The organism is Pseudomonas thivervalensis, from assembly GCF_001269655.1.
GTDB lineage: Bacteria > Pseudomonadota > Gammaproteobacteria > Pseudomonadales > Pseudomonadaceae > Aquipseudomonas > Aquipseudomonas thivervalensis.
Window position 1 is genome coordinate 189,157 of sequence record NZ_LHVE01000020.1, and the last position, 18,846, is coordinate 208,002.

An 18,846-nucleotide genomic window follows, 5' to 3' on the forward strand; every position below is an offset into this window, starting at 1 on the left:
CTGGGTAACTGTTTAGAGAGCAGGTTTTTTAGAAGCGGTTTGCAGGTAATGCTCGGCAACGTCCAGCATTCGGTTGGCAAACCCCCATTCGTTGTCGAACCAGGCCAGGATGTTCACAAGCCGCGGCCCGGAGACACGGGTCTGGCTGGCATCGACAATGGCCGAATGGGGGTCATGATTAAAATCACAACTGGCGTGAGGCAACTCGGTGTAGGCCAGGAGGCCTTTGAGCGGGCCGCTGGTGGCGGCTTCGCGCAGGATTCGGTTGACCTCGGTGGCGTCGGTATCGCTCACGGTCTGCATCGTAATGTCGAGGCAGGACACGTTGACCGTCGGCACCCGCACGGCTTTGGCCTGAATTCGCCCGGCAAGTTCCGGCAGCAGCCGTTCTATGCCACGCGCCAGACCAGTGGACACCGGAATCACCGACTGGAACGCCGAACGGGTGCGGCGCAAGTCCTCATGGTGATAGGCGTCGATCACCGGCTGGTCGTTCATCGCCGAGTGGATGGTAGTGATCGATACGTATTCCAGGCCGATGGCCTGGTCCAGCAGGCGCAACAGCGGCACGCCGCAGTTGGTGGTGCAGGACGCGTTGGACACCAGCAGCTCTTCGCCGCTCAGGCAATCCTGGTTCACGCCGTAGACGATGGTGGCGTCGACATCCGCTTCGCTGGCCATCGGCTGGGAGAACAGCACCCGTGGCGCACCGGCAGCCAGAAAACGCTGGCCGTCTTCGCGGGTGTGGTAGGCACCGGAGCACTCGAGCACCAGATCGACATCCAGGGACGCCCAATCGATGCCTTCAGGGGTGGCGCTGCGCAGGACCTTCACGCAGTCGCCATTAATATGCAGACAATCGCCCTCGACCCGCACTTCGCCGGGAAACCGGCCGTGGGTGGAGTCAAAGCGTGTCAGGTATTCGATGCTGGCCATGTCGGCCAGGTCATTGATCGCCACGATTTCGAAACCGGCCTTGGCCCCTCGCTCGAACAACGCACGCAAGACGCAACGACCAATCCGGCCGTAGCCGTTGAGTGCAACTTTGTAGGGACGCGGTTGGGGCATGGGGGTCTCGATAGTCGCGGAAAACAAATTCGTGCTAACCACACAAATCCTTGTAGGAGCTGACGAGTGAAACGAGGCTGCGATCTTTCCCCTGACGCTTGAATCTCAAGTGAAAGATCAAGGTCAAGGGATCGCAGCCTCGTTTCACTCGTCAGCTCCTACAGGAAGCGCGGTGGTGTCGACCACCGCGTCGTGTCTTAGTCTTCCAGCAGCTCTTCCGCCTGACCCAGGATGTTTTCCAGGGTGAAGCCGAACTCCTCGAACAGCGCTGGCGCAGGCGCCGATTCGCCGTAGGTGGTCATGCCGATCACGCGGCCCTCCAGGCCCACGTATTTGTACCAGTAATCGGCGTGGGCAGCCTCGATGGCGATCCGCGCACTGACCTGCAGCGGCAACACCGCCTGTTTGTAGCCGGCATCCTGGGCATCGAACACGCTGGTGCACGGCATGGACACCACGCGTACGTTGCGGCCCTGCTCGGTCAGCTTGTCGTAAGCCTGGACGGCCAGGCCGACTTCGGAACCGGTGGCGATCAGGATCAGCTCAGGCTCGCCGATGCAGTCCTTGAGCACGTAGCCGCCGCGAGCGATGTCACCGATCTGGTCGGCACCGCGGTTCTGGTGCTGCAGGTTCTGGCGGGAGAAGATCAGCGCCGACGGGCCGTCGTTACGCTCGATGGCGTATTTCCAGGCCACTGCCGATTCCACGGCATCGCAGGGACGCCAGGTGTCCAGGTTCGGCGTGCAACGCAGGCTCGCCAGTTGCTCGATCGGCTGGTGCGTCGGGCCGTCTTCGCCCAGGCCGATGGAGTCGTGGGTGAACACATACAAGATGCGTTTCTTCATCAGCGCCGACATGCGCACGGCGTTGCGGGCATATTCCATGAACATCAGGAACGTGGCGCCGTAAGGCACCAGGCCGCCGTGCAACGCGACGCCGTTCATGATCGCGCTCATGCCGAACTCGCGAACGCCGTAGTACATGTAGTTGCCGCTGGCGTCTTCGGCGCTGACACCTTTGCAGCCTTTCCACAGGGTCAGGTTGGAACCGGCCAGGTCGGCGGAACCGCCCAGCAGTTCCGGCAGCAACGGACCGAAGGCGTTCAGGGTGTTCTGGCTGGCCTTGCGGCTGGCGATGGTTTCGCCCTTGGCGGCGACTTCAGCGATGTACGCAGAGGCTTTTTCGGCGAAGTCGGCCGGCAGCTCGCCGCTGAGGCGACGCACCAGCTCGTTGGCCAGCTCAGGGAATTCGGCGGAATAGGCAGCGAAACGCTGGTCCCACTCGGCTTCGAGGCCGCGGCCCTTTTCCTTGGCATCCCATTCGGCATAGATGTCGGCCGGGATTTCGAACGGGCCATGGTTCCACTTCAGCGCGGCGCGGGTCAGGGCGATTTCATCGGCGCCCAGTGGGGCGCCGTGGCAGTCTTCCTTGCCTTGCTTGTTCGGCGAGCCGAAACCGATGGTGGTCTTGCAGCAGATCAGGGTCGGCTGGGTGCTCTTGCGAGCTGTCTCGATGGCAATCTTGATCTCTTCCGGATCGTGGCCGTCGACGTTGCGGATCACCAGCCAGTTATAGGCTTCGAAGCGCTTGGGGGTGTCGTCGGTGAACCAGCCTTCGACTTCGCCGTCGATGGAGATGCCGTTGTCGTCGTAGAACGCGATCAGCTTGTCCAGGCCCAGGGTGCCGGCCAGGGAAGCGACTTCATGGGAAATGCCTTCCATCATGCAGCCATCACCCAGGAATACATAGGTGTGGTGGTCGACGACGTTATGGCCTGGGCGGTTGAACTGGGCGGCCAGGACTTTTTCGGCCAGGGCAAAACCCACGGCGTTGGCCAGGCCCTGGCCCAATGGACCGGTGGTGGTTTCCACGCCTGGGGTATAGCCGTATTCCGGGTGACCCGGGGTGCGGCTGTGCAGTTGGCGGAAGCTCTTCAGGTCATCGATCGACAGGTCATAGCCGGTCAGGTGCAGCAGCGAGTAGATCAACATCGAACCGTGGCCGTTGGACAGCACGAAGCGGTCACGGTCGGCGAACGATGGGTTGCTCGGGCTGTGCTTGAGGTAGTCGCGCCAAAGCACCTCGGCGATATCCGCCATACCCATGGGGGCACCGGGATGGCCGCTGTTGGCTTTCTGCACGGCATCCATGCTGAGGGCACGAATGGCATTGGCACGCTCACGACGGCTGGGCATCGCTGTTCTCCTGCGGGTATTGAATCGAGAATGAATAAAACGAAATCGAAAAAGGCGAGCATTTTCCCTCACCCACCCGCCCCGGGGCAATGACAGATAGTCATCCTTGGGCGTTTTTCCGGTGGATAAAGTCGCATTCGCCAGGTGAAACCTTTCCGCTGATGGCTTGTAGAGTCAAGCACGGTCCGGGAAGTGCCATTTATCCATCAATATCAAAACTTTTTGATATTGAACTTGCGATGAGCCAAACCCCTCACTAGACTGCCCCAACATGAAACCGACTGCCGCACTATGAACCTACCCGCGCCCACCGTTCGCCATGACGACTGCGATGAGCTGGCCGCCCTTTGCAAGGCCGGCGGCGATCCGTTGCGGCTCAATGTATTGCGCGCCCTGGCCAACGATTCGTTCGGCGTGCTGGAACTGGCGCAGATCTTCGGCATCGGTCAGTCCGGCATGAGCCACCACCTCAAGGTCCTGGCCCAGGCCGACCTGGTGGCGACCCGTCGAGAAGGCAACGCCATCTTCTATCGCCGCGCCCTGCCCCACACCGACCTGCTGGGCGGCAAGCTGCACGCGGCGCTGCTGGATGAAGTGGACGCGCTGGCCCTGCCGGCGGACGTGCAAGCTCGCATTGCCCAGGTCCATGGGCAAAGGGCTGCCGCCAGCCAGGACTTCTTCGCACGGGTTGCCGAGAAATTTCGCGCCCAGCAGGACTTGATCGCCGGCTTGCCGCAATACCGTGAAAGCGTCGTGGCGCTGCTCGACAAATTAAGCTTCGAGCCCATGGCCACGGCGATCGAAGTCGGCCCCGGCGACGGTGCGTTTCTGCCAGAGCTGGCGCGACGCTTCAGCCAGGTGACGGCACTGGACAACAGCCCGGCCATGCTCGAACTGGCGCGTCAGCTGTGTGAGCGCGAGGCCCTGGCTAACGTCAACCTGCAACTGGCCGATGCACTGGACGGCATGAATCTGCAGGCTGACTGCGTTGTATTGAACATGGTGTTGCATCATTTCGCCGCGCCGGCCGAGGCACTCAAGCACATGGCCGGCCTGCTGCAACCGGGTGGCAGCTTGCTGGTGACGGAGTTATGCAGCCACAACCAGAGCTGGGCGAGGGAGGCCTGCGGCGATCTCTGGCTCGGTTTTGAACAGGACGACCTGGCCCGCTGGGCCACCACAGCGGGCCTCGTGCCCGGGGAAAGCCTCTATATAGGCTTACGTAATGGTTTCCAGATCCAGGTTCGCCACTTTCAGCGGCCCACTGGCGACACTCACCAACGGTAACGTGTAGGAAAACATCGAGATGAGCGAATACTCCCTTTTCACCTCCGAGTCCGTATCTGAAGGGCATCCGGACAAAATCGCCGACCAGATTTCTGATGCGGTGCTGGACGCCATCATTGCTGAAGACAAGTTCGCCCGCGTGGCGTGCGAGACTCTGGTGAAAACGGGCGTGGCGATCATCGCCGGCGAAGTCACCACCTCGGCCTGGGTCGACCTGGAACAGATCGTTCGCGACGTCATCCTGGGCATCGGCTACAACAGCTCCGACGTTGGCTTCGATGGCGCGACCTGCGGCGTGATGAACATCATCGGCAAGCAGTCCCCCGACATCAACCAGGGCGTTGACCGGGCCAAGCCAGAAGATCAGGGCGCTGGCGACCAGGGCCTGATGTTCGGCTACGCCAGCAACGAGACCGACGTGCTGATGCCAGCACCGATCACCTTCTCGCACCAGTTGGTCCAGCGCCAGGCCGAGGCTCGTAAATCCGGCCTGCTGCCTTGGCTGCGCCCGGACGCCAAGTCCCAGGTGACCTGCCGTTACGAAGGCGGCAAGGTGGTCGGTATCGACGCTGTCGTCCTGTCGACCCAGCACAACCCTGATGTGTCCTACAAAGACTTGCGCGAAGGCGTGATGGAACTGATCGTCAAGCACGTGCTGCCTGCCGAGTTGCTGTCCAAGGACACCCAGTTCCACATCAACCCGACTGGCCAGTTCATCATCGGCGGCCCCGTGGGCGACTGCGGCCTCACCGGTCGCAAGATCATCGTCGACAGCTACGGCGGCATGGCCCGCCACGGCGGTGGCGCGTTCTCCGGCAAGGACCCATCCAAGGTTGACCGTTCGGCCGCCTACGCCGGTCGTTATGTCGCCAAGAACATCGTCGCCGCCGGCCTGGCCGAGCGTTGCGAGATCCAGGTGTCCTACGCCATTGGCGTCGCCCAGCCTACGTCGATCTCGCTGAACACCTTCGGCACCGGCAAGATCGGCGATGACAAGATCATCAACCTGGTCCGCGAAGTGTTCGACCTGCGTCCGTACGCCATCACCACCATGCTCGACCTGCTGCACCCGATGTACCAGGAGACCGCCGCCTATGGTCACTTCGGTCGTACGCCGCAGACCAAGACGGTCGATGGCGATACCTTCACCACCTTCACCTGGGAAAAAACCGACCGCGCCGACGCCCTGCGCGCCGCTGCCGGCCTGTAACACCCGCGTGTGAAAAAGCCCCTGGCGACTGGGTCGCCAGGGGCTTTTTCATGCCCTGAAGATCATCGCCAAACCTTGTGGCGAGGGAGCTTGCTCCCGCGAGGTTGCGCAGCAACCCCAATCAAGCGTCCCGGCAGCCCAAGATACCTAAGGGTTACAGGGGGCTGCTTCGCACCCCAGCGGGAGCAAGCTCCCTCGCCACAAAGGCTTAGCGCAATGTTCAGGTCCTTCGTGCCACCAGCAAAAACGAAGCCGCACTGGCCAACAACCCCGCACACATGCGATTGAACAGGCGTTTGCCGCTCGGCCGGGCAAACAGTCGCCGCGCGTAAATGCCCATGTAGCAATACAGGCCGATGGCGATGCACTCCAGCGCCAGGAACAAGCCACCCAGCACAGCAAATTGTTGGGTAACGGTGCCGGTACGGTCGACGAATTGCGGCAGGAACGCGGTAAACAACAGGATCGCCTTCGGATTACCGATCGCCACCAGGAACTCCTGGCGTGCCAGGCCAGCTCGGCTCATCGACGCGACCGCGCCTTCGCTGTCGGCCTCGGGCCGGGCCCGCCACAACTGCACGGCCAAGTAGAACAGGTAACCGGCACCGACGAGCTTGATCCCCAGGAACAGCAATTCTGAAGTGTGCAGCACGGCGGTGAGGCCCACCGCCGCCAGGGCGATCATGATTGCAAACGCCAGCAACCGACCGATGCCGCCGCCGCACGCCCGGACGAAGCCATAACGCGAGGCGTTACTGACGGAAAGCAGGTTGTTCGGCCCCGGCGCCATATTCAGCGCGAAGCAGGCCGGAATGAAAACAGCGAGTGTCGACAGGTCCATTCGAGCGTTCCAGGCAGCGGTGGATCGAAGGCTCATTCTGCACCGGCCATTGAAGGGTTCAAGGGACAGTTGCGTGGCTAAATCGCGCGGGACTGTACTGCCGCGACTTGGCCACCAGGCGCCGCAAAATCCGGTAACGCTCCGACCCTCGCAACAGCCGGAACGCTGACTAGCCTTCAGGTACTCAACCGAGCAAGGATGCTTCGATGCCACCACTCCTGTATGCCCTCGCCTGCCTCGTCTTCATGGCCATCCCCGCAGTGGCCGCACCTTGTCCCGACTGGCCCGCTGAACGTGCCCGGGCCGAGATCGCTGCGCTGCAACAGCAAATCGACACCTGGGACGACCGTTACCACCGCCTCGGCCAGTCGCTGGTAGCCGATGAGCTTTATGATCAATCCCGCACACAACTGAGCCAATGGCGTAGTTGCTTCAATCTGGCAGCGTCCGACGATCCCCTGCGTTCGGCGGGCGGAAAGGTGCCGCACCCCGTCGTCCATACCGGCTTGGAAAAACTCAAGGACGCCGATGCCGTGGGGACTTGGCTACAGGGTCGAGAGGATGTCTGGGCGCAGCCGAAAGTCGATGGCGTGGCGGTCTCCCTGGTTTACCGCAAGGGGCGCCTGCATCAGGCGATCAGCCGCGGCGATGGCGTTCGAGGGCATGACTGGACCTCGAATGCACACAAGATCGGCGCCATCGCGCAACAACTGCGCGACCCCGTGGACCTGGTCGTTCATGGCGAGTTGTACTGGCGCCTGGACGCCCATGTCCAAGCCCGCAGCGGCAGCCTTAACGCCCGCGCGACCGTGGCGGGATTGATGGCGCGCAGCAGTTTGACGACGCAGCAGGCATCCTCCATCGGCCTGTTTGTCTGGGACTGGCCAGCAGGGCCCAGCACCCTGCCCGAACGGTTGGCTGCACTGAACACGCTGGGTTTCGCCGACACCCGCGACTACCACCAGCCCGTCCGGGCATTGGCCGATGCCGCGCAGTGGCGCGACCACTGGTATCGCACGCCGCTGCCCTTTGCCAGCGACGGGATCGTCCTGCGCCAGAGCCGCCGTCCACCCGCCGACCGCTGGCAGGCGAGGACGCCGTTCTGGAGCGTGGCTTGGAAATACCCTTATGCCCAGGCCTTGGTCGAAGTGCGCAAAGTCCGTTTCAAGGTCGGGCGCACCGGACGCATCACCCCGGTGCTGGAACTTGAACCCACCCTGCTCGACGACCGGTGGATTCGCCGGGTGAGCGTCAGTTCCCTCAAGCGTTGGGAGGAAATGGACATCCGCCCTGGCGATCAGGTCGCCATCAGCCTGGCCGGGCTGACCATCCCACGACTCGACGAGGTGGTGCTGCGCAGCCTCGAGCGCCAGGAGGTCGATGCCCCTGCGGCGAGTGATCATCACTTCTTGAGTTGCTGGCAGGCGACGCCCGGCTGTGAAAGCCAATTCCTCGCACGCCTGAATTGGCTCAGCGGCAAGCACGGGCTCGCCCTGCCCCATGTCGGCCCCGGTACCTGGGAAAAACTCCTGGCTGCAGGCCGACTCCACGGATTGTTGGATTGGTTGACCCTCGATGCCGCCGAGCTTGTTAACATTGGCGGCTTCGGCGAACGCAGCAGCGCCCGCCTGCTCGCCAGCCTGGGCAGCGCCCGGCAACGCCCTTTCCGGCAATGGCTCATGGCCCTGGGCCTGCCGCCCACGGGTGAGGCCCGGCTGCAAGGACCGTGGCAGGCGCTGGCCGAGCGCACGACCGAACAATGGCAAGCCGAAGCCGGCATCGGACCGGGACGCGCCGCGCAACTGAGCGCCTTTTTTCGCGACCCGCAGGTGCTGGCCTTGAGTGACGTATTACGCACCGCTGGGGTCGACGGATTTTAATCCGCCCCCCGCGCGGTTGAACCCAAGGGGCAAGCATGCGTTCCAACAGCGCATCTGTACCGACCGCTCGCGATTTTTTTACGGAGTTGCTATGAATTTCCTGTCCCCCGCTGCCCTGCTGCTCCTATGCAGCGCCATGGCCGCCCCTTTGATGGCGGACGAGCAAACCCCGGAGCTCACTGGCTGCGCAGCCAAGCGCCAGGGCATCATCAACCAGATCGAACTGGCCAAGTCCCGTGGCAACCAGGACCTGCAGGCAGGCCTGGAAACCGCATTGAGTGAAGTCACCACCCATTGCACCGACGCGTCCTTGCGCAAGGAGCGTGAAAACAAGGTGCTCGATGCCAAGCACGAAGTCAGCCGGCGTCAGGCCGATCTGGAAAAAGCCATGAAGAAAGGCGACGCCGAGCGGATCAACAAACGCAAGGACAAGCTGGCGGCCTCCCGCAAGGAATTGCAGGAAGCGGTGGATGAGTTGGATAAGTGAACAGATCGCAGGCTCCGACAGGTTGAACGCGATGCTCTGTAGGAGCTGGCGAAGCCTGCGATCTTTCAAGGCATGTCAATAATCCCGAAACTCCTTATGACAGGCACTGCACGCATCTTCGACTTTCTGCACCGCCGGCCCCAGGTTGCTGACCTTGTAAGGCTGGACTTTGCTGACAGTCACCAATTCACCGGTGGCTGTTTCAAGGCTGCGGGCCAGTTCCTGGAAGCGCGCCTGTTTTTGCCAGACTTCATCCCGGGCGCTGGTGTGGTCTTGCTCGCGTACTTGTGGGAAGTGCTTCCACGGTTCATGGGACAGTTGGTCCAGTTGCACCGCGCCCTCGGCGAAACGTGCACCGTCAAACGGAATGCGGCCACGCAACATGCCGCCCAGCTCTTCGTTGGTCTTGAGCATCTGCTTGAAGATCGTCTTGCGCTGGCCCAGGGGAGAGTTGGGATCGACGCCGCCACAGGCGGACAACATCAGGCAGGCCAGCACGGCCATGGAAAATCGTTTTACAAACATCTTGGCCTCGGGGCAGGAAACGGCGGTTAGTATCCTCGGGTCATCGGTAAAGACCAATGCCCCTATCAACAATACGGGTTGTTCGAGCGCCTGACAGCGCTCGAACGACTGCAAAGGAAATCTTCATGAACAGCCGCATCAAGCCCTGGCACAAAGTCCTGGCATTGACCCTACCGCTGATCGCACTGTTGGCCGGATGTAACCGCGGCGAAAAGGTCGAGGAACCTCAGACCCACGCCCTCGCCACCTATGTCAGCGCCCCCTGGGAGGCATTGCCGGCGGTGTCCGAGGCCGACCTGCTGGCCGGTTTCGGTTCCTGGCGCAGCGCCTGCACCCGGCTCAAGGCCGATGCGACCTGGGGCTCCACCTGCGCGGCGGCGACCAACGTGCCGCAGACGGCCGCAGCTGTACGCAACTTCCTGAAACAGAACCTGGACGTCTATGGCCTGCGCTCGGGGGACAACAGTCCCAACGGCCTGATCACCGGCTATTACGAGCCGGTCTACCCCGGCAGCCTCACCCAGACCGCTACGGCGAATATCCCGGTCTACGGTGTGCCGGACGACATGATCATCGTGTCGCTGGATAGCATCTACCCGGAACTCAAGGGCAAACGCCTGCGCGGCCGTCTTGAAGGCCGGGTGCTCAAGCCGTACGACGACGCGGCCACCATCGAGACCAATGGCGTAAAGGCACCGGTCATTGCCTGGCTGACCGACCCCATGAACCTGCAATTCCTGCAGATCCAGGGTTCGGGGCGCATTCAACTGACTGACGGCCGCCAGTTGCGCATTGGCTATGCCGACCAGAACGGCCACCCTTACCGCCCCATCGGGCGCTGGCTGGTCGAACAGGGCGAACTGAAGAAAGAAGATGTGACCATGGGCACCATCAGCGCCTGGGCCAAGGCCAATCCGAATCGCATTCCCGAATTGCTCGGCAGCAACCCCAGCTACGTGTTCTTCAACCGCAACCCCGACAGCAACGAAGGCCCGCGAGGCTCGTTGAATGTACCGCTGACCGCTGGCTACAGCGTGGCGGTGGACCGCAAGGTGATTCCTCTGGGCAGCCTGCTGTGGCTATCCACCACGCGCCCCGACGGCAGTGCCCTGAACCGGCCCGTCGCCGCCCAGGACACTGGCGGTGCAATCACCGGCGAAGTGCGGGCGGACCTGTTCTGGGGCACCGGCGAGGCGGCCGGACAGTTGGCCGGGGACATGAAGCAGCAGGGACAGATCTGGATGCTCTGGCCCAAGGGCATGGCGTTGCCGTCCGTGCCGCAGGTGGCGAATGCGGTGACCGCCAATCCCTGAAGGGATGTGTTGATCGTCCCGGCTCCATCGCGAGCAAGCTCGCTCCCACAGTTGATCTCAGTGAACACATATCTTGTGTACACACCCGACCCAATGTGGGAGCGAGCTTGCTCGCGATGAGGCCAGCAAAAACACCGAAAATCCGAAGCCAGGCTCAGACCGAAACAAAGAAGAAACTCAGGACCAAGCCCACCCCCACGAACCACACCAGCGAACGCAGGATCGCCCAATCTGCCAGATAGCAAATGATGTAGAGCAGGCGGCTGGTGATGAACAGCACCGCCAGCACATTGAGGGTGACCAGTTCAGCATTGCCGGCCAGGTGCGCGACGATCACGGCGGCGGCGAAAAACGGGCTGATTTCAAAGCTGTTCAATTGCGCAGCGTAGGCACGCCGGGGCGCGCCTTCGAGTGAATCCAGGAAATCCCGGGGGTCGTGGTTATCCCGCAACCGGTATCTGCCACCGGCCTTGGCGACCCCGACACACAGGTAAGGCAGGAGAAAAGCAATCAGCACACACCACAGGGCAACCGTCATACCGCACTTCCTTTTTGAGTTTTATAGAGAATCGAGCGTCAGGCACCGGTCAGAACTTCATCACCAGCATGCCAATCAGCACCAGCCCGCAGGCTAAGAGCCGTGGCCGGCCAAAAGGTTCTTTCAGGTAACGCATGCCGAACAGCACCACCAGGATCACACTGATTTCCCGCAGCGCCGCCGCTTCGGCGATCGAGCCCAGTTGCATGGCCCACAGCACCAGAGCGTAGCTGAACAATACGCAGAATCCGACCGCCAACCCCAGCCGCCACTGTTCGCGCCAGAACCGCAGGAACGCCGGCCGTTTGCTCGCCAGCGCCAGCAACGGAAACGGCCAGGCGCTGAGCAGCGTGACCCAGACCAGGTAATCCAGCGGGTGGGACCAACGCCGCAGGGCGTGCCCGTCGATAAAGGTGTAGCAACCGATGCACAGGCCGATCAGCGCCACCACCGGCAACATCGACCAGGGCAATCGGGCGCCGCCACCGCCCTGCCACAACAGGCACAGCATGCCGAACGGGATCAGCAGGATACCGATGACCTGCTGGGTCGTCAGCGCTTCGCCGGCGAAAATAAATGTCAGGGCCAGCACCACCAGCGGCGACAGGCCGCGCATCAGCGGATAGACCAACCCCAGGTCACCGACCCGATAAGCCTGGATCAGCAAATAGCGATACAACAATTCGAATGCCGCTGACGCCACGATCCATGGCCAGATCTCCAGCGGTGGCAATGCCACGAAACCCAGCGCCAATGCGACGAACAGCAAGGCGACGCTGTCCATGCACGCAACCACCAGCAAACGCTCGCCACTGAACTTGATCAGCGTATTCCACGCCGCATGCAACAGCGCCGCTACCAACACCAAGGCCGTTGCAAGCACGGCACGCTCCTTGTCTTGTCCCCCCGCCCGTAGGAGCTGCCGAAGGCTGCGATCTTTTGATCTTTCACTCCAGACTCAATTGTCGGTGGAAAGATCGCAGCCTCGTTGCACTCGTCAGCTCCTACGCTCAGTAAGGCTCATGAATTGATTCGCTATCGTTTATACTGCAAGTCGATCACGCCGCACTCAGTTGCGCATACACCAATACCAATAATTTCGCTGTTGTCCCGTTCTCTCGAACCGGGACGCCGGCATGCGTATGCCTGATCCGGGCGTCAAGACTACAGACAGAGACCTTGCGCATGCCACTCGCCTTGCTTGCTTTGGCCGTTGCCGCTTTTGGCATCGGCACCACTGAATTCGTCATCATGGGACTCTTGCCCGATGTCGCCCGGGACCTGGCCGTGAGCATTCCCCAGGCCGGACTGCTGATCACCGGCTACGCCCTGGGCGTGGTGTTCGGCGCGCCGATCCTGGCGATCGGCACCGCCAACATGCCGCGCAAGGCCACGCTGCTGGGCATGACCCTGATGTTCATCCTCGGCAATGTGCTCTGCGCCCTGGCGCCGAACTACACCACGCTGATGGCCGCCCGGGTCATTACTGCGCTGTGTCACGGAGCGTTCTTTGGCATTGGTTCGGTGGTGGCGGCCGGGCTGGTGGCGCCGAACAAACGGGCCCAGGCGATTGCCATGATGTTCACCGGCCTGACCCTGGCCAACGTGCTGGGCGTCCCGTTGGGCACGGCCCTGGGCCAATATGCCGGCTGGCGCTCGACCTTCTGGGCGGTCTCGATCATCGGCGTGATCGCCGCCATTGCCCAATGGGTCTGGCTGCCCAAGGAGATCCCCATGGACAAAGCCAACCTGGCCAGCGAGTTCAAGGTTCTGGGCAAGGCCAACGTGTTGTTGGCGCTGGGCATGAGCGTGCTGGCTTCCACCAGTCTGTTCAGCGTGTTCACCTACATCGCGCCGATCCTGCAGGACATCACCGGTGTCAGCCCCCACGGCATTACCATCATGTTGCTGTTGTTCGGTGTCGGCCTGACGGCCGGCAGTTTCCTCGGCGGGCGCCTGGCGGACCGGCGCCTGCTGCCTTCGTTGGTGGCCATGGCCCTGGCCGTGGTGCTGGTGCTGGCCGCGTTCAGCCAGACCAGCCGGTCGGTCATCCCGGCGGCGATCACCCTGGTGCTGTGGGGCGTCTTCGCCTTCGCCCTGTGTCCGATCCTGCAATTGCTGATCATCGACCAGGCTCACGAAGCCCCGAACCTAGGCTCGACCCTCAACCAGAGCGCATTCAACCTGGGCAATGCAGCCGGGGCCTGGATGGGTGGGTTGGTGGTGGGCAGTGGCGCCGACCTGGCGGATCTGCCGTGGACCGGCGCCCTGGTGGGCGGGCTGACCGTACTGACCGCGCTGTATTTTATTTATCGCCAGCGTCATCTTGGCGCGACGGCAGGCCTTGCCGACTGAGGGGCGTATTGGTCTCGCTGCGCACCTGTGCGTGGCTGATCAGGGCGAAAATAAAACTGCCACCGATGATGTTCCCCGCCAGAGTCGGCGCGGCGAACACCATCCAGAAGTCTTCCCACGATAGCTGTCCGGCAAATACCAGGTAAGACACCTCGGCCGAGCCGACGACGATGTGGGTGAAATCTCCCAGCGCCATCAGATAAGTGATGAGGACAATAATCAGCATCTTGGCGCTTTCCATGGACGGGATCATCCACACCATGGTGGCGATCATCCAGCCGGAAATGATGCCCTTGGCGAACATCTGGCCGGTGTCGTTCTCCATGACCTTGCGACCGATCTCCAGGAAGGCCAGATCGGTGCGCCGGTCAAAAATCGGCAAGTGCAGCATCACATAAGCCACCAACAAGGTGCCGCACAGGTTGCCCACCAGCACCACGCCCCATAACCGGAACAATCGACCGAAGTTGCTCAACGTCGGCTTGCTCATGATCGGCAGCACGGCGGTCAGGGTGTTTTCGGTGAACAATTGCTGGCGCGCCAGGATCACCGCGAGAAAGCCGGCGCAGTAACCGAAGCTGGCGATCACCTTGAAGCCCTCGTGGTCCGGTAGCCGGGAATTGAGCAGTCCCATCGCCATCAGCGACAGGCCCATGGTCAACCCCGCCGCCAGGGCCGACCACCACAGCGCGGCTACGCTGCGCTCAAGCTCCTGATTGCCCTGGGTGCGAATGATTTCATGCAGTACAGCCGCCCGCGGCGGCTGGTTGCGGTCGACTTCATGCTGTTCCTGAGCCGAAAGGTCAGGGGTCTTGCCTTCTTTATGAGTGTCCATACAGCTCCTGAACCCGTGGCGTGATGTATCTACGACACGCGGCGTCCGGAGCTGTTCAGTGCGGCCTGAACCGCCATCGCGAGCAGGCTCGCTCCCACAGGGGGACGGTGGTGAACACAAGTCTCTGATCAACCCGGGTTCAATGTGGGAGCGAGCCTGCTCGCGATGGCAGCGCCGCCGATCTCACTCGACGGCATCGTCCTTGAACTGATCCTTGACGTACTTGATCTCGGTCCGTCCATGAGGCGCGGGCAGGCCGTCTTCGCCGAGGTTGACGAAGACCATCTTCTCCACGGTCAGGATGCTCTTGCGGGTGATTTTGTTGCGCACCTCGCAGGTCAGGGTGATGGACGTGCGGCCAAACTCGGTGGCGGTGATGCCCAGCTCGATAATGTCGCCCTGGCGCGAAGCGCTGACGAAATTGATTTCCGAGATGTACTTGGTGACCACGCGCTGGTTGCCGAGCTGGACGATGGCGTAGATCGCCGCCTCCTCGTCGATCCAGCGCAACAGGCTGCCGCCGAACAGCGTGCCGTTGGGGTTGAGGTCTTCGGGCTTGACCCATTTGCGGGTGTGGAAATTCATGATCACTCCTGAGCGTCTGGCCGATGGATTGCTGCATCATGGCAGACCCCACGGCCGGGCTCTACGTCGCGGGCCCTATGATGGTCATCGGCAATTTCGATTTGCCGACAGAAACCCTTTTGGAAGATCCGATTAGCCCGTTATAATCGCCACCGCTTTACCGGTCCACCCTTTGGACCGTTCCCGCCACCTGTCCGAGGGGCGCTGCAGCAGGCTCGACCTGTCAGGCTCGGATGGGGCGTTGTTTGTACGGGGCTACCCGCACGGACACTAAACGCACAACGGCGCCCATTCGCATACATTACGAATGGAGGCTCTTCATGAGCGCTGTCATCACGCCTGCTGCTTTTACCGACTACAAAGTCGCCGACATGTCCCTGGCTGCCTGGGGCCGTCGCGAAATCATCATCGCCGAATCCGAAATGCCAGCCCTGATGGGCCTGCGCCGCAAATACTCTGGCGAACAGCCATTGAAGGGCGCGAAAATCCTCGGCTGCATCCACATGACCATCCAGACCGCCGTGCTGATCGAAACCCTGGTTGCCCTGGGTGCCGAAGTGCGCTGGTCGTCCTGCAACATCTTCTCGACCCAGGACCAGGCCGCTGCCGCCATCGCCGCCGCCGGTATCCCGGTTTTCGCCTGGAAAGGCGAGACCGAGCAAGAGTACGAGTGGTGCCTGGAGCAGACCATCCTCAAGGATGGCCAGCCGTGGGACACCAACATGATCCTCGACGACGGCGGCGACCTGACCGAGCTGCTGCACAAGAAATACCCGGCCGTACTGGACAAGGTCCATGGCGTGACCGAAGAAACCACCACTGGCGTACACCGCCTGCTGGACATGCTGGCCAAGGGCGAGCTGAAAATCCCGGCCATCAACGTCAACGACTCGGTGACCAAGAGCAAGAACGACAACAAGTATGGCTGCCGTCACAGCCTCAACGACGCCATCAAGCGCGGCACCGACCACCTGTTGTCGGGCAAGCAGGCGCTGGTGATCGGCTACGGTGACGTGGGCAAGGGTTCGGCCCAGTCCCTGCGCCAGGAAGGCATGATCGTCAAGGTGTCCGAAGTCGACCCGATCTGCGCCATGCAAGCCTGCATGGACGGTTTCGAGCTGGTTTCGCCGTTCATCGACGGGATCAACGACGGCACCGAAGGCAGCATCGACAAGGCGCTGCTGGGCAAGATCGATCTGATCGTGACCACCACCGGCAACGTCAATGTCTGCGACGCCAACATGCTCAAGGCCCTGAAGAAGCGCGCCGTGGTCTGCAACATCGGTCACTTCGACAATGAAATCGACACCGCTTTCATGCGCAAGAACTGGGCATGGGAAGAAGTCAAGCCACAGGTCCACAAGGTGCACCGCACCGGCACTGGCAGCTTCGACCCACAGAACGACGACTACCTGATCCTGCTGGCCGAAGGCCGCCTGGTTAACCTGGGCAACGCCACCGGTCACCCAAGCCGCATCATGGACGGTTCGTTCGCCAACCAGGTCCTGGCCCAGATCTTCCTGTTCGGCCAGAAATACGCCGACCTGTCGCCGGCCCAGAAAGCCGAGCGCCTGACCGTGGAAGTCCTGCCGAAGAAACTCGACGAAGAAGTGGCCCTGGAAATGGTCCGCGGATTCGGCGGCGTGGTCACCCAGCTGACCAAGCAGCAGGCTGACTACATCGGCGTCACCGTCGAAGGCCCGTTCAAGCCGCACGCTTACCGCTACTGATCGGCGCTGCTCCCCCGTGGGAGCAGGCTTTTTGTGGGAGCGAGCTTGCTCGCGATGCAGACACCTCGGTCCAGCTGTCAGACCGAGGCGACGCCAATCGCGAGCAAGCTCGCTCCCACACAAGCCCGCCGCTCAAGGGTATGTGCAGGTCTCTCCGGCCTACGAGTTTCCAAGGATATGACCATGTCCCAAGACCGTCGCTACAGCTTCGAGTTCTTCCCGACGAAGACCGATGCTGGGCATGAAAAACTGATCGCCACTGCCCGCCAGTTGGCCAGCTACAACCCCGACTTCTTCTCCTGCACCTACGGTGCCGGCGGCTCGACCCGTGACCGCACCCTGAACACCGTGTTGCAGCTCGAAAGCGAAGTCAAAGTCCCCGCGGCCCCGCACCTGTCCTGCGTCGGCGATAGCAAGGACGACCTGCGCAGCCTGTTGACCCAGTACAAGGCCGCGGGCATCAAGCGCATCGTTGCCCTGCGTGGCGACCTGCCGTCGGGCATGGGCATGGCCAGCGGCGAGCTGCGCCACGCCAACGAACTGGTGAGCTTCATTCGTGAAGAAACCGGCGAGCACTTCCACATCGAAGTGGCGGCGTATCCGGAAATGCACCCGCAAGCGCGCAATTTCGAAGACGATCTTCGCAACTTCGTGCGCAAGGCCAACGCTGGCGCCGACAGCGCGATCACCCAGTACTTCTTTAATGCCGACAGTTATTTTTACTTCGTCGACCGTATCCGCAAGCTGGGCGTCGATATTCCTGTGGTGCCGGGAATCATGCCGATCACCAACTACAGCAAGCTGGCACGCTTCTCCGACGCCTGCGGCGCAGAGATCCCGCGCTGGGTCCGCAAGCAGTTGGAAGCCTATGGTGACGACGCCTCCAGCATCCAAAGCTTCGGCGAGGAAGTCATTACGCAAATGTGCGAGCGTTTGTTGCAAGGCGGCGCACCGGGGCTGCATTTCTATACGCTTAATCAGGCCGAGCCTAGCCTGGCGGTATGGAACAACCTCAAGCTGCCGCGTTGAAGGCTTGATGCGGTGATACAAAGGGGCCTTGGCGAAAACCAAGGCCTTTTTCATTCAGCGGTTTCCTGCCTTGAACAAAAGCGTTCACATCGGCTGAACGCCACGAGGCCTTCCATGAGCAGCAAAGGCAGGCAAAAGGCAACCAAGGCGCAAGCCAGAGCGCTCTAGCTATTTGATGAGATCTCGTCGTAACCTCAGGCCATGCCCGTTATTGTCCAGCTGCTGACCTCTCTTCTCCTCTTGTGCCTGAGCATGACCGCCCAGGCCGAGAAGCTGCGCATTGTCACCGAGCCTTGGGCGCCTTATGTCTACGAAGAGAACGGCAAGATGCTGGGCCTGGACTACGAAACCACGGCCATTGTGTTCAAGCGCCTGGGCATCGACGTGGAATGGCAGTTCCTGCCCTGGAAGCGCTGCCTGGCGATGCTGGAACAAGGATTGGCGGACGGCGCGCTGGACATTTTCCACAGCAATGAGCGCGATGCCCTGCTGCTTTACCCCAGCGAACCGCTGTCGGACGTGGAATTCGTGATGTTCTATGCCAATGCCCGGCCCCACCCGTTCCGCACGCTAGAAGACCTGGGCGGCCTGACTGTCGGGACCTCGCCTGGTTACCTGTACAGCCAGGCCTTCAGGGAATCGACCCTGTTCACCCGTGAAACAGCGCCGACCCACGAAGCCAATTTCGGTAAGTTGCAACTGGGCCGGATCGACCTGCTCATCACCGACCGCAGGGTCGGCCGGCATGTGCTCAAGCAGATGCAGCTGGGCGACCAGATCACTGAAAACCCGACGGTAGTGAGCCGTCAAAGCCAATACCTGGCGGTGCGGCGCAACGCCGGCATGGATTTGCTGGTGCAACGCTTCGGCGCCGAACTCAAGCGTTTCAAGCGCGAACCGGCCTATGCCGAACTGAGCGCCCGCTACGGTGCCGGCCCACCGGGTCAGTACTGAAATAAACCGTTGAG

17 protein-coding genes and 1 riboswitch are annotated in these 18,846 nt (G+C 61.8%); of the genes, 9 read left to right on the forward strand and 8 right to left on the reverse strand.

Translation table 11 applies throughout. From position 1 onward, the window contains the following. Nucleotides 1-12: 12 nt before the first annotated feature. Together epd and tkt are read right to left on the reverse strand one after the other, a co-directional pair. A complete protein-coding gene (gene epd / locus AD659_RS25800) occupies nucleotides 13-1,068 on the reverse strand; it encodes an erythrose-4-phosphate dehydrogenase (protein ID WP_053126135.1) in 1,056 nt (351 codons plus the stop codon). A gap of 197 nt (nucleotides 1,069-1,265) precedes the next feature. After that, nucleotides 1,266-3,263 (reverse strand): transketolase, encoded by a 1,998-nt coding sequence (tkt, locus tag AD659_RS25805; protein ID WP_053126137.1) that lies wholly within the window; start codon nucleotides 3,261-3,263, stop codon nucleotides 1,266-1,268. 291 nt (nucleotides 3,264-3,554) lie between these two features. On the opposite strand from tkt, the gene AD659_RS25810 reads away from it, so the two are divergent. Beyond that, a complete protein-coding gene (locus AD659_RS25810) occupies nucleotides 3,555-4,550 on the forward strand; it encodes an ArsR/SmtB family transcription factor (RefSeq protein ID WP_053126139.1) in 996 nt (331 codons plus the stop codon). 19 nt (nucleotides 4,551-4,569) lie between these two features. Continuing rightward, nucleotides 4,570-5,760, forward strand: coding sequence for a methionine adenosyltransferase (gene metK / locus AD659_RS25815; protein WP_053126141.1), 1,191 nt, complete (start codon nucleotides 4,570-4,572; stop codon nucleotides 5,758-5,760). 220 nt (nucleotides 5,761-5,980) lie between these two features. Here the strand turns inward: metK and AD659_RS25820 are convergent, their stop codons facing one another. Continuing rightward, the gene (locus AD659_RS25820) at nucleotides 5,981-6,601 is read right to left on the reverse strand and encodes a LysE family translocator (RefSeq protein WP_053126143.1); all 621 of its coding nucleotides are present in this window, start codon (nucleotides 6,599-6,601) and stop codon (nucleotides 5,981-5,983) included. 206 nt (nucleotides 6,602-6,807) lie between these two features. Here AD659_RS25820 and ligB point away from each other — a divergent pair, with 206 nt between their 5' ends. Both ligB and AD659_RS25830 read left to right on the forward strand, forming a co-directional pair. Further along, nucleotides 6,808-8,481 (forward strand): NAD-dependent DNA ligase LigB, encoded by a 1,674-nt coding sequence (gene ligB / locus AD659_RS25825; protein ID WP_053126146.1) that lies wholly within the window; start codon nucleotides 6,808-6,810, stop codon nucleotides 8,479-8,481. A gap of 91 nt (nucleotides 8,482-8,572) precedes the next feature. After that, a complete protein-coding gene (locus AD659_RS25830; RefSeq protein WP_053126147.1) occupies nucleotides 8,573-8,968 on the forward strand; it encodes a DUF1090 domain-containing protein in 396 nt (131 codons plus the stop codon). Nucleotides 8,969-9,043: 75 nt separating this feature from the next. On the opposite strand, the gene AD659_RS25835 is transcribed toward AD659_RS25830, so the two are convergent. Further along, nucleotides 9,044-9,493, reverse strand: coding sequence for a c-type cytochrome (locus tag AD659_RS25835; protein ID WP_053126149.1), 450 nt, complete (start codon nucleotides 9,491-9,493; stop codon nucleotides 9,044-9,046). A gap of 125 nt (nucleotides 9,494-9,618) precedes the next feature. Here AD659_RS25835 and mltA point away from each other — a divergent pair, with 125 nt between their 5' ends. Then, a complete protein-coding gene (gene mltA, locus AD659_RS25840; RefSeq protein WP_053126151.1) occupies nucleotides 9,619-10,806 on the forward strand; it encodes a murein transglycosylase A in 1,188 nt (395 codons plus the stop codon). A 154-nt stretch (nucleotides 10,807-10,960) separates the two neighbouring features. Here the strand turns inward: mltA and AD659_RS25845 are convergent, their stop codons facing one another. Beyond that, complete coding sequence (locus AD659_RS25845; RefSeq protein WP_053126153.1) at nucleotides 10,961-11,344, reverse strand: MAPEG family protein; 384 nt, start codon at nucleotides 11,342-11,344, stop codon at nucleotides 10,961-10,963. A gap of 49 nt (nucleotides 11,345-11,393) precedes the next feature. Beyond that, complete coding sequence (locus tag AD659_RS25850; RefSeq protein ID WP_053126155.1) at nucleotides 11,394-12,227, reverse strand: EamA family transporter; 834 nt, start codon at nucleotides 12,225-12,227, stop codon at nucleotides 11,394-11,396. Between the two features lie 302 nt (nucleotides 12,228-12,529). Between AD659_RS25850 and AD659_RS25855 the strand changes: the two genes are divergently transcribed. Beyond that, the gene (locus AD659_RS25855) at nucleotides 12,530-13,699 is read left to right on the forward strand and encodes an MFS transporter (protein WP_053126157.1); all 1,170 of its coding nucleotides are present in this window, start codon (nucleotides 12,530-12,532) and stop codon (nucleotides 13,697-13,699) included. On the opposite strand, the gene AD659_RS25860 is transcribed toward AD659_RS25855, so the two are convergent. Both AD659_RS25860 and AD659_RS25865 read right to left on the reverse strand, forming a co-directional pair. Further along, nucleotides 13,650-14,534: a formate/nitrite transporter family protein gene (locus AD659_RS25860; protein WP_053126159.1), complete on the reverse strand. Its 885-nt coding sequence runs from the start codon at nucleotides 14,532-14,534 to the stop codon at nucleotides 13,650-13,652. The genes AD659_RS25855 and AD659_RS25860 overlap by 50 nt on opposite strands. Nucleotides 14,535-14,717: 183 nt before the next feature. Beyond that, nucleotides 14,718-15,119 (reverse strand): acyl-CoA thioesterase, encoded by a 402-nt coding sequence (locus tag AD659_RS25865; RefSeq protein ID WP_039590542.1) that lies wholly within the window; start codon nucleotides 15,117-15,119, stop codon nucleotides 14,718-14,720. A 190-nt stretch (nucleotides 15,120-15,309) separates the two neighbouring features. Then, nucleotides 15,310-15,416: riboswitch (S-adenosyl-L-homocysteine riboswitch) on the forward strand. 23 nt (nucleotides 15,417-15,439) lie between these two features. Here AD659_RS25865 and ahcY point away from each other — a divergent pair. The 3 genes from ahcY to AD659_RS25880 all read left to right on the forward strand — a co-directional run bounded on the left by ahcY (nucleotide 15,440) and on the right by AD659_RS25880 (nucleotide 18,832). After that, the gene (ahcY, locus tag AD659_RS25870) at nucleotides 15,440-16,849 is read left to right on the forward strand and encodes an adenosylhomocysteinase (RefSeq protein ID WP_053126161.1); all 1,410 of its coding nucleotides are present in this window, start codon (nucleotides 15,440-15,442) and stop codon (nucleotides 16,847-16,849) included. A gap of 183 nt (nucleotides 16,850-17,032) precedes the next feature. Continuing rightward, complete coding sequence (gene metF / locus AD659_RS25875) at nucleotides 17,033-17,878, forward strand: methylenetetrahydrofolate reductase [NAD(P)H] (protein WP_053126163.1); 846 nt, start codon at nucleotides 17,033-17,035, stop codon at nucleotides 17,876-17,878. A 201-nt stretch (nucleotides 17,879-18,079) separates the two neighbouring features. Next, nucleotides 18,080-18,832: a substrate-binding periplasmic protein gene (locus AD659_RS25880; protein WP_053126165.1), complete on the forward strand. Its 753-nt coding sequence runs from the start codon at nucleotides 18,080-18,082 to the stop codon at nucleotides 18,830-18,832. Nucleotides 18,833-18,846 lie beyond the last annotated feature (14 nt).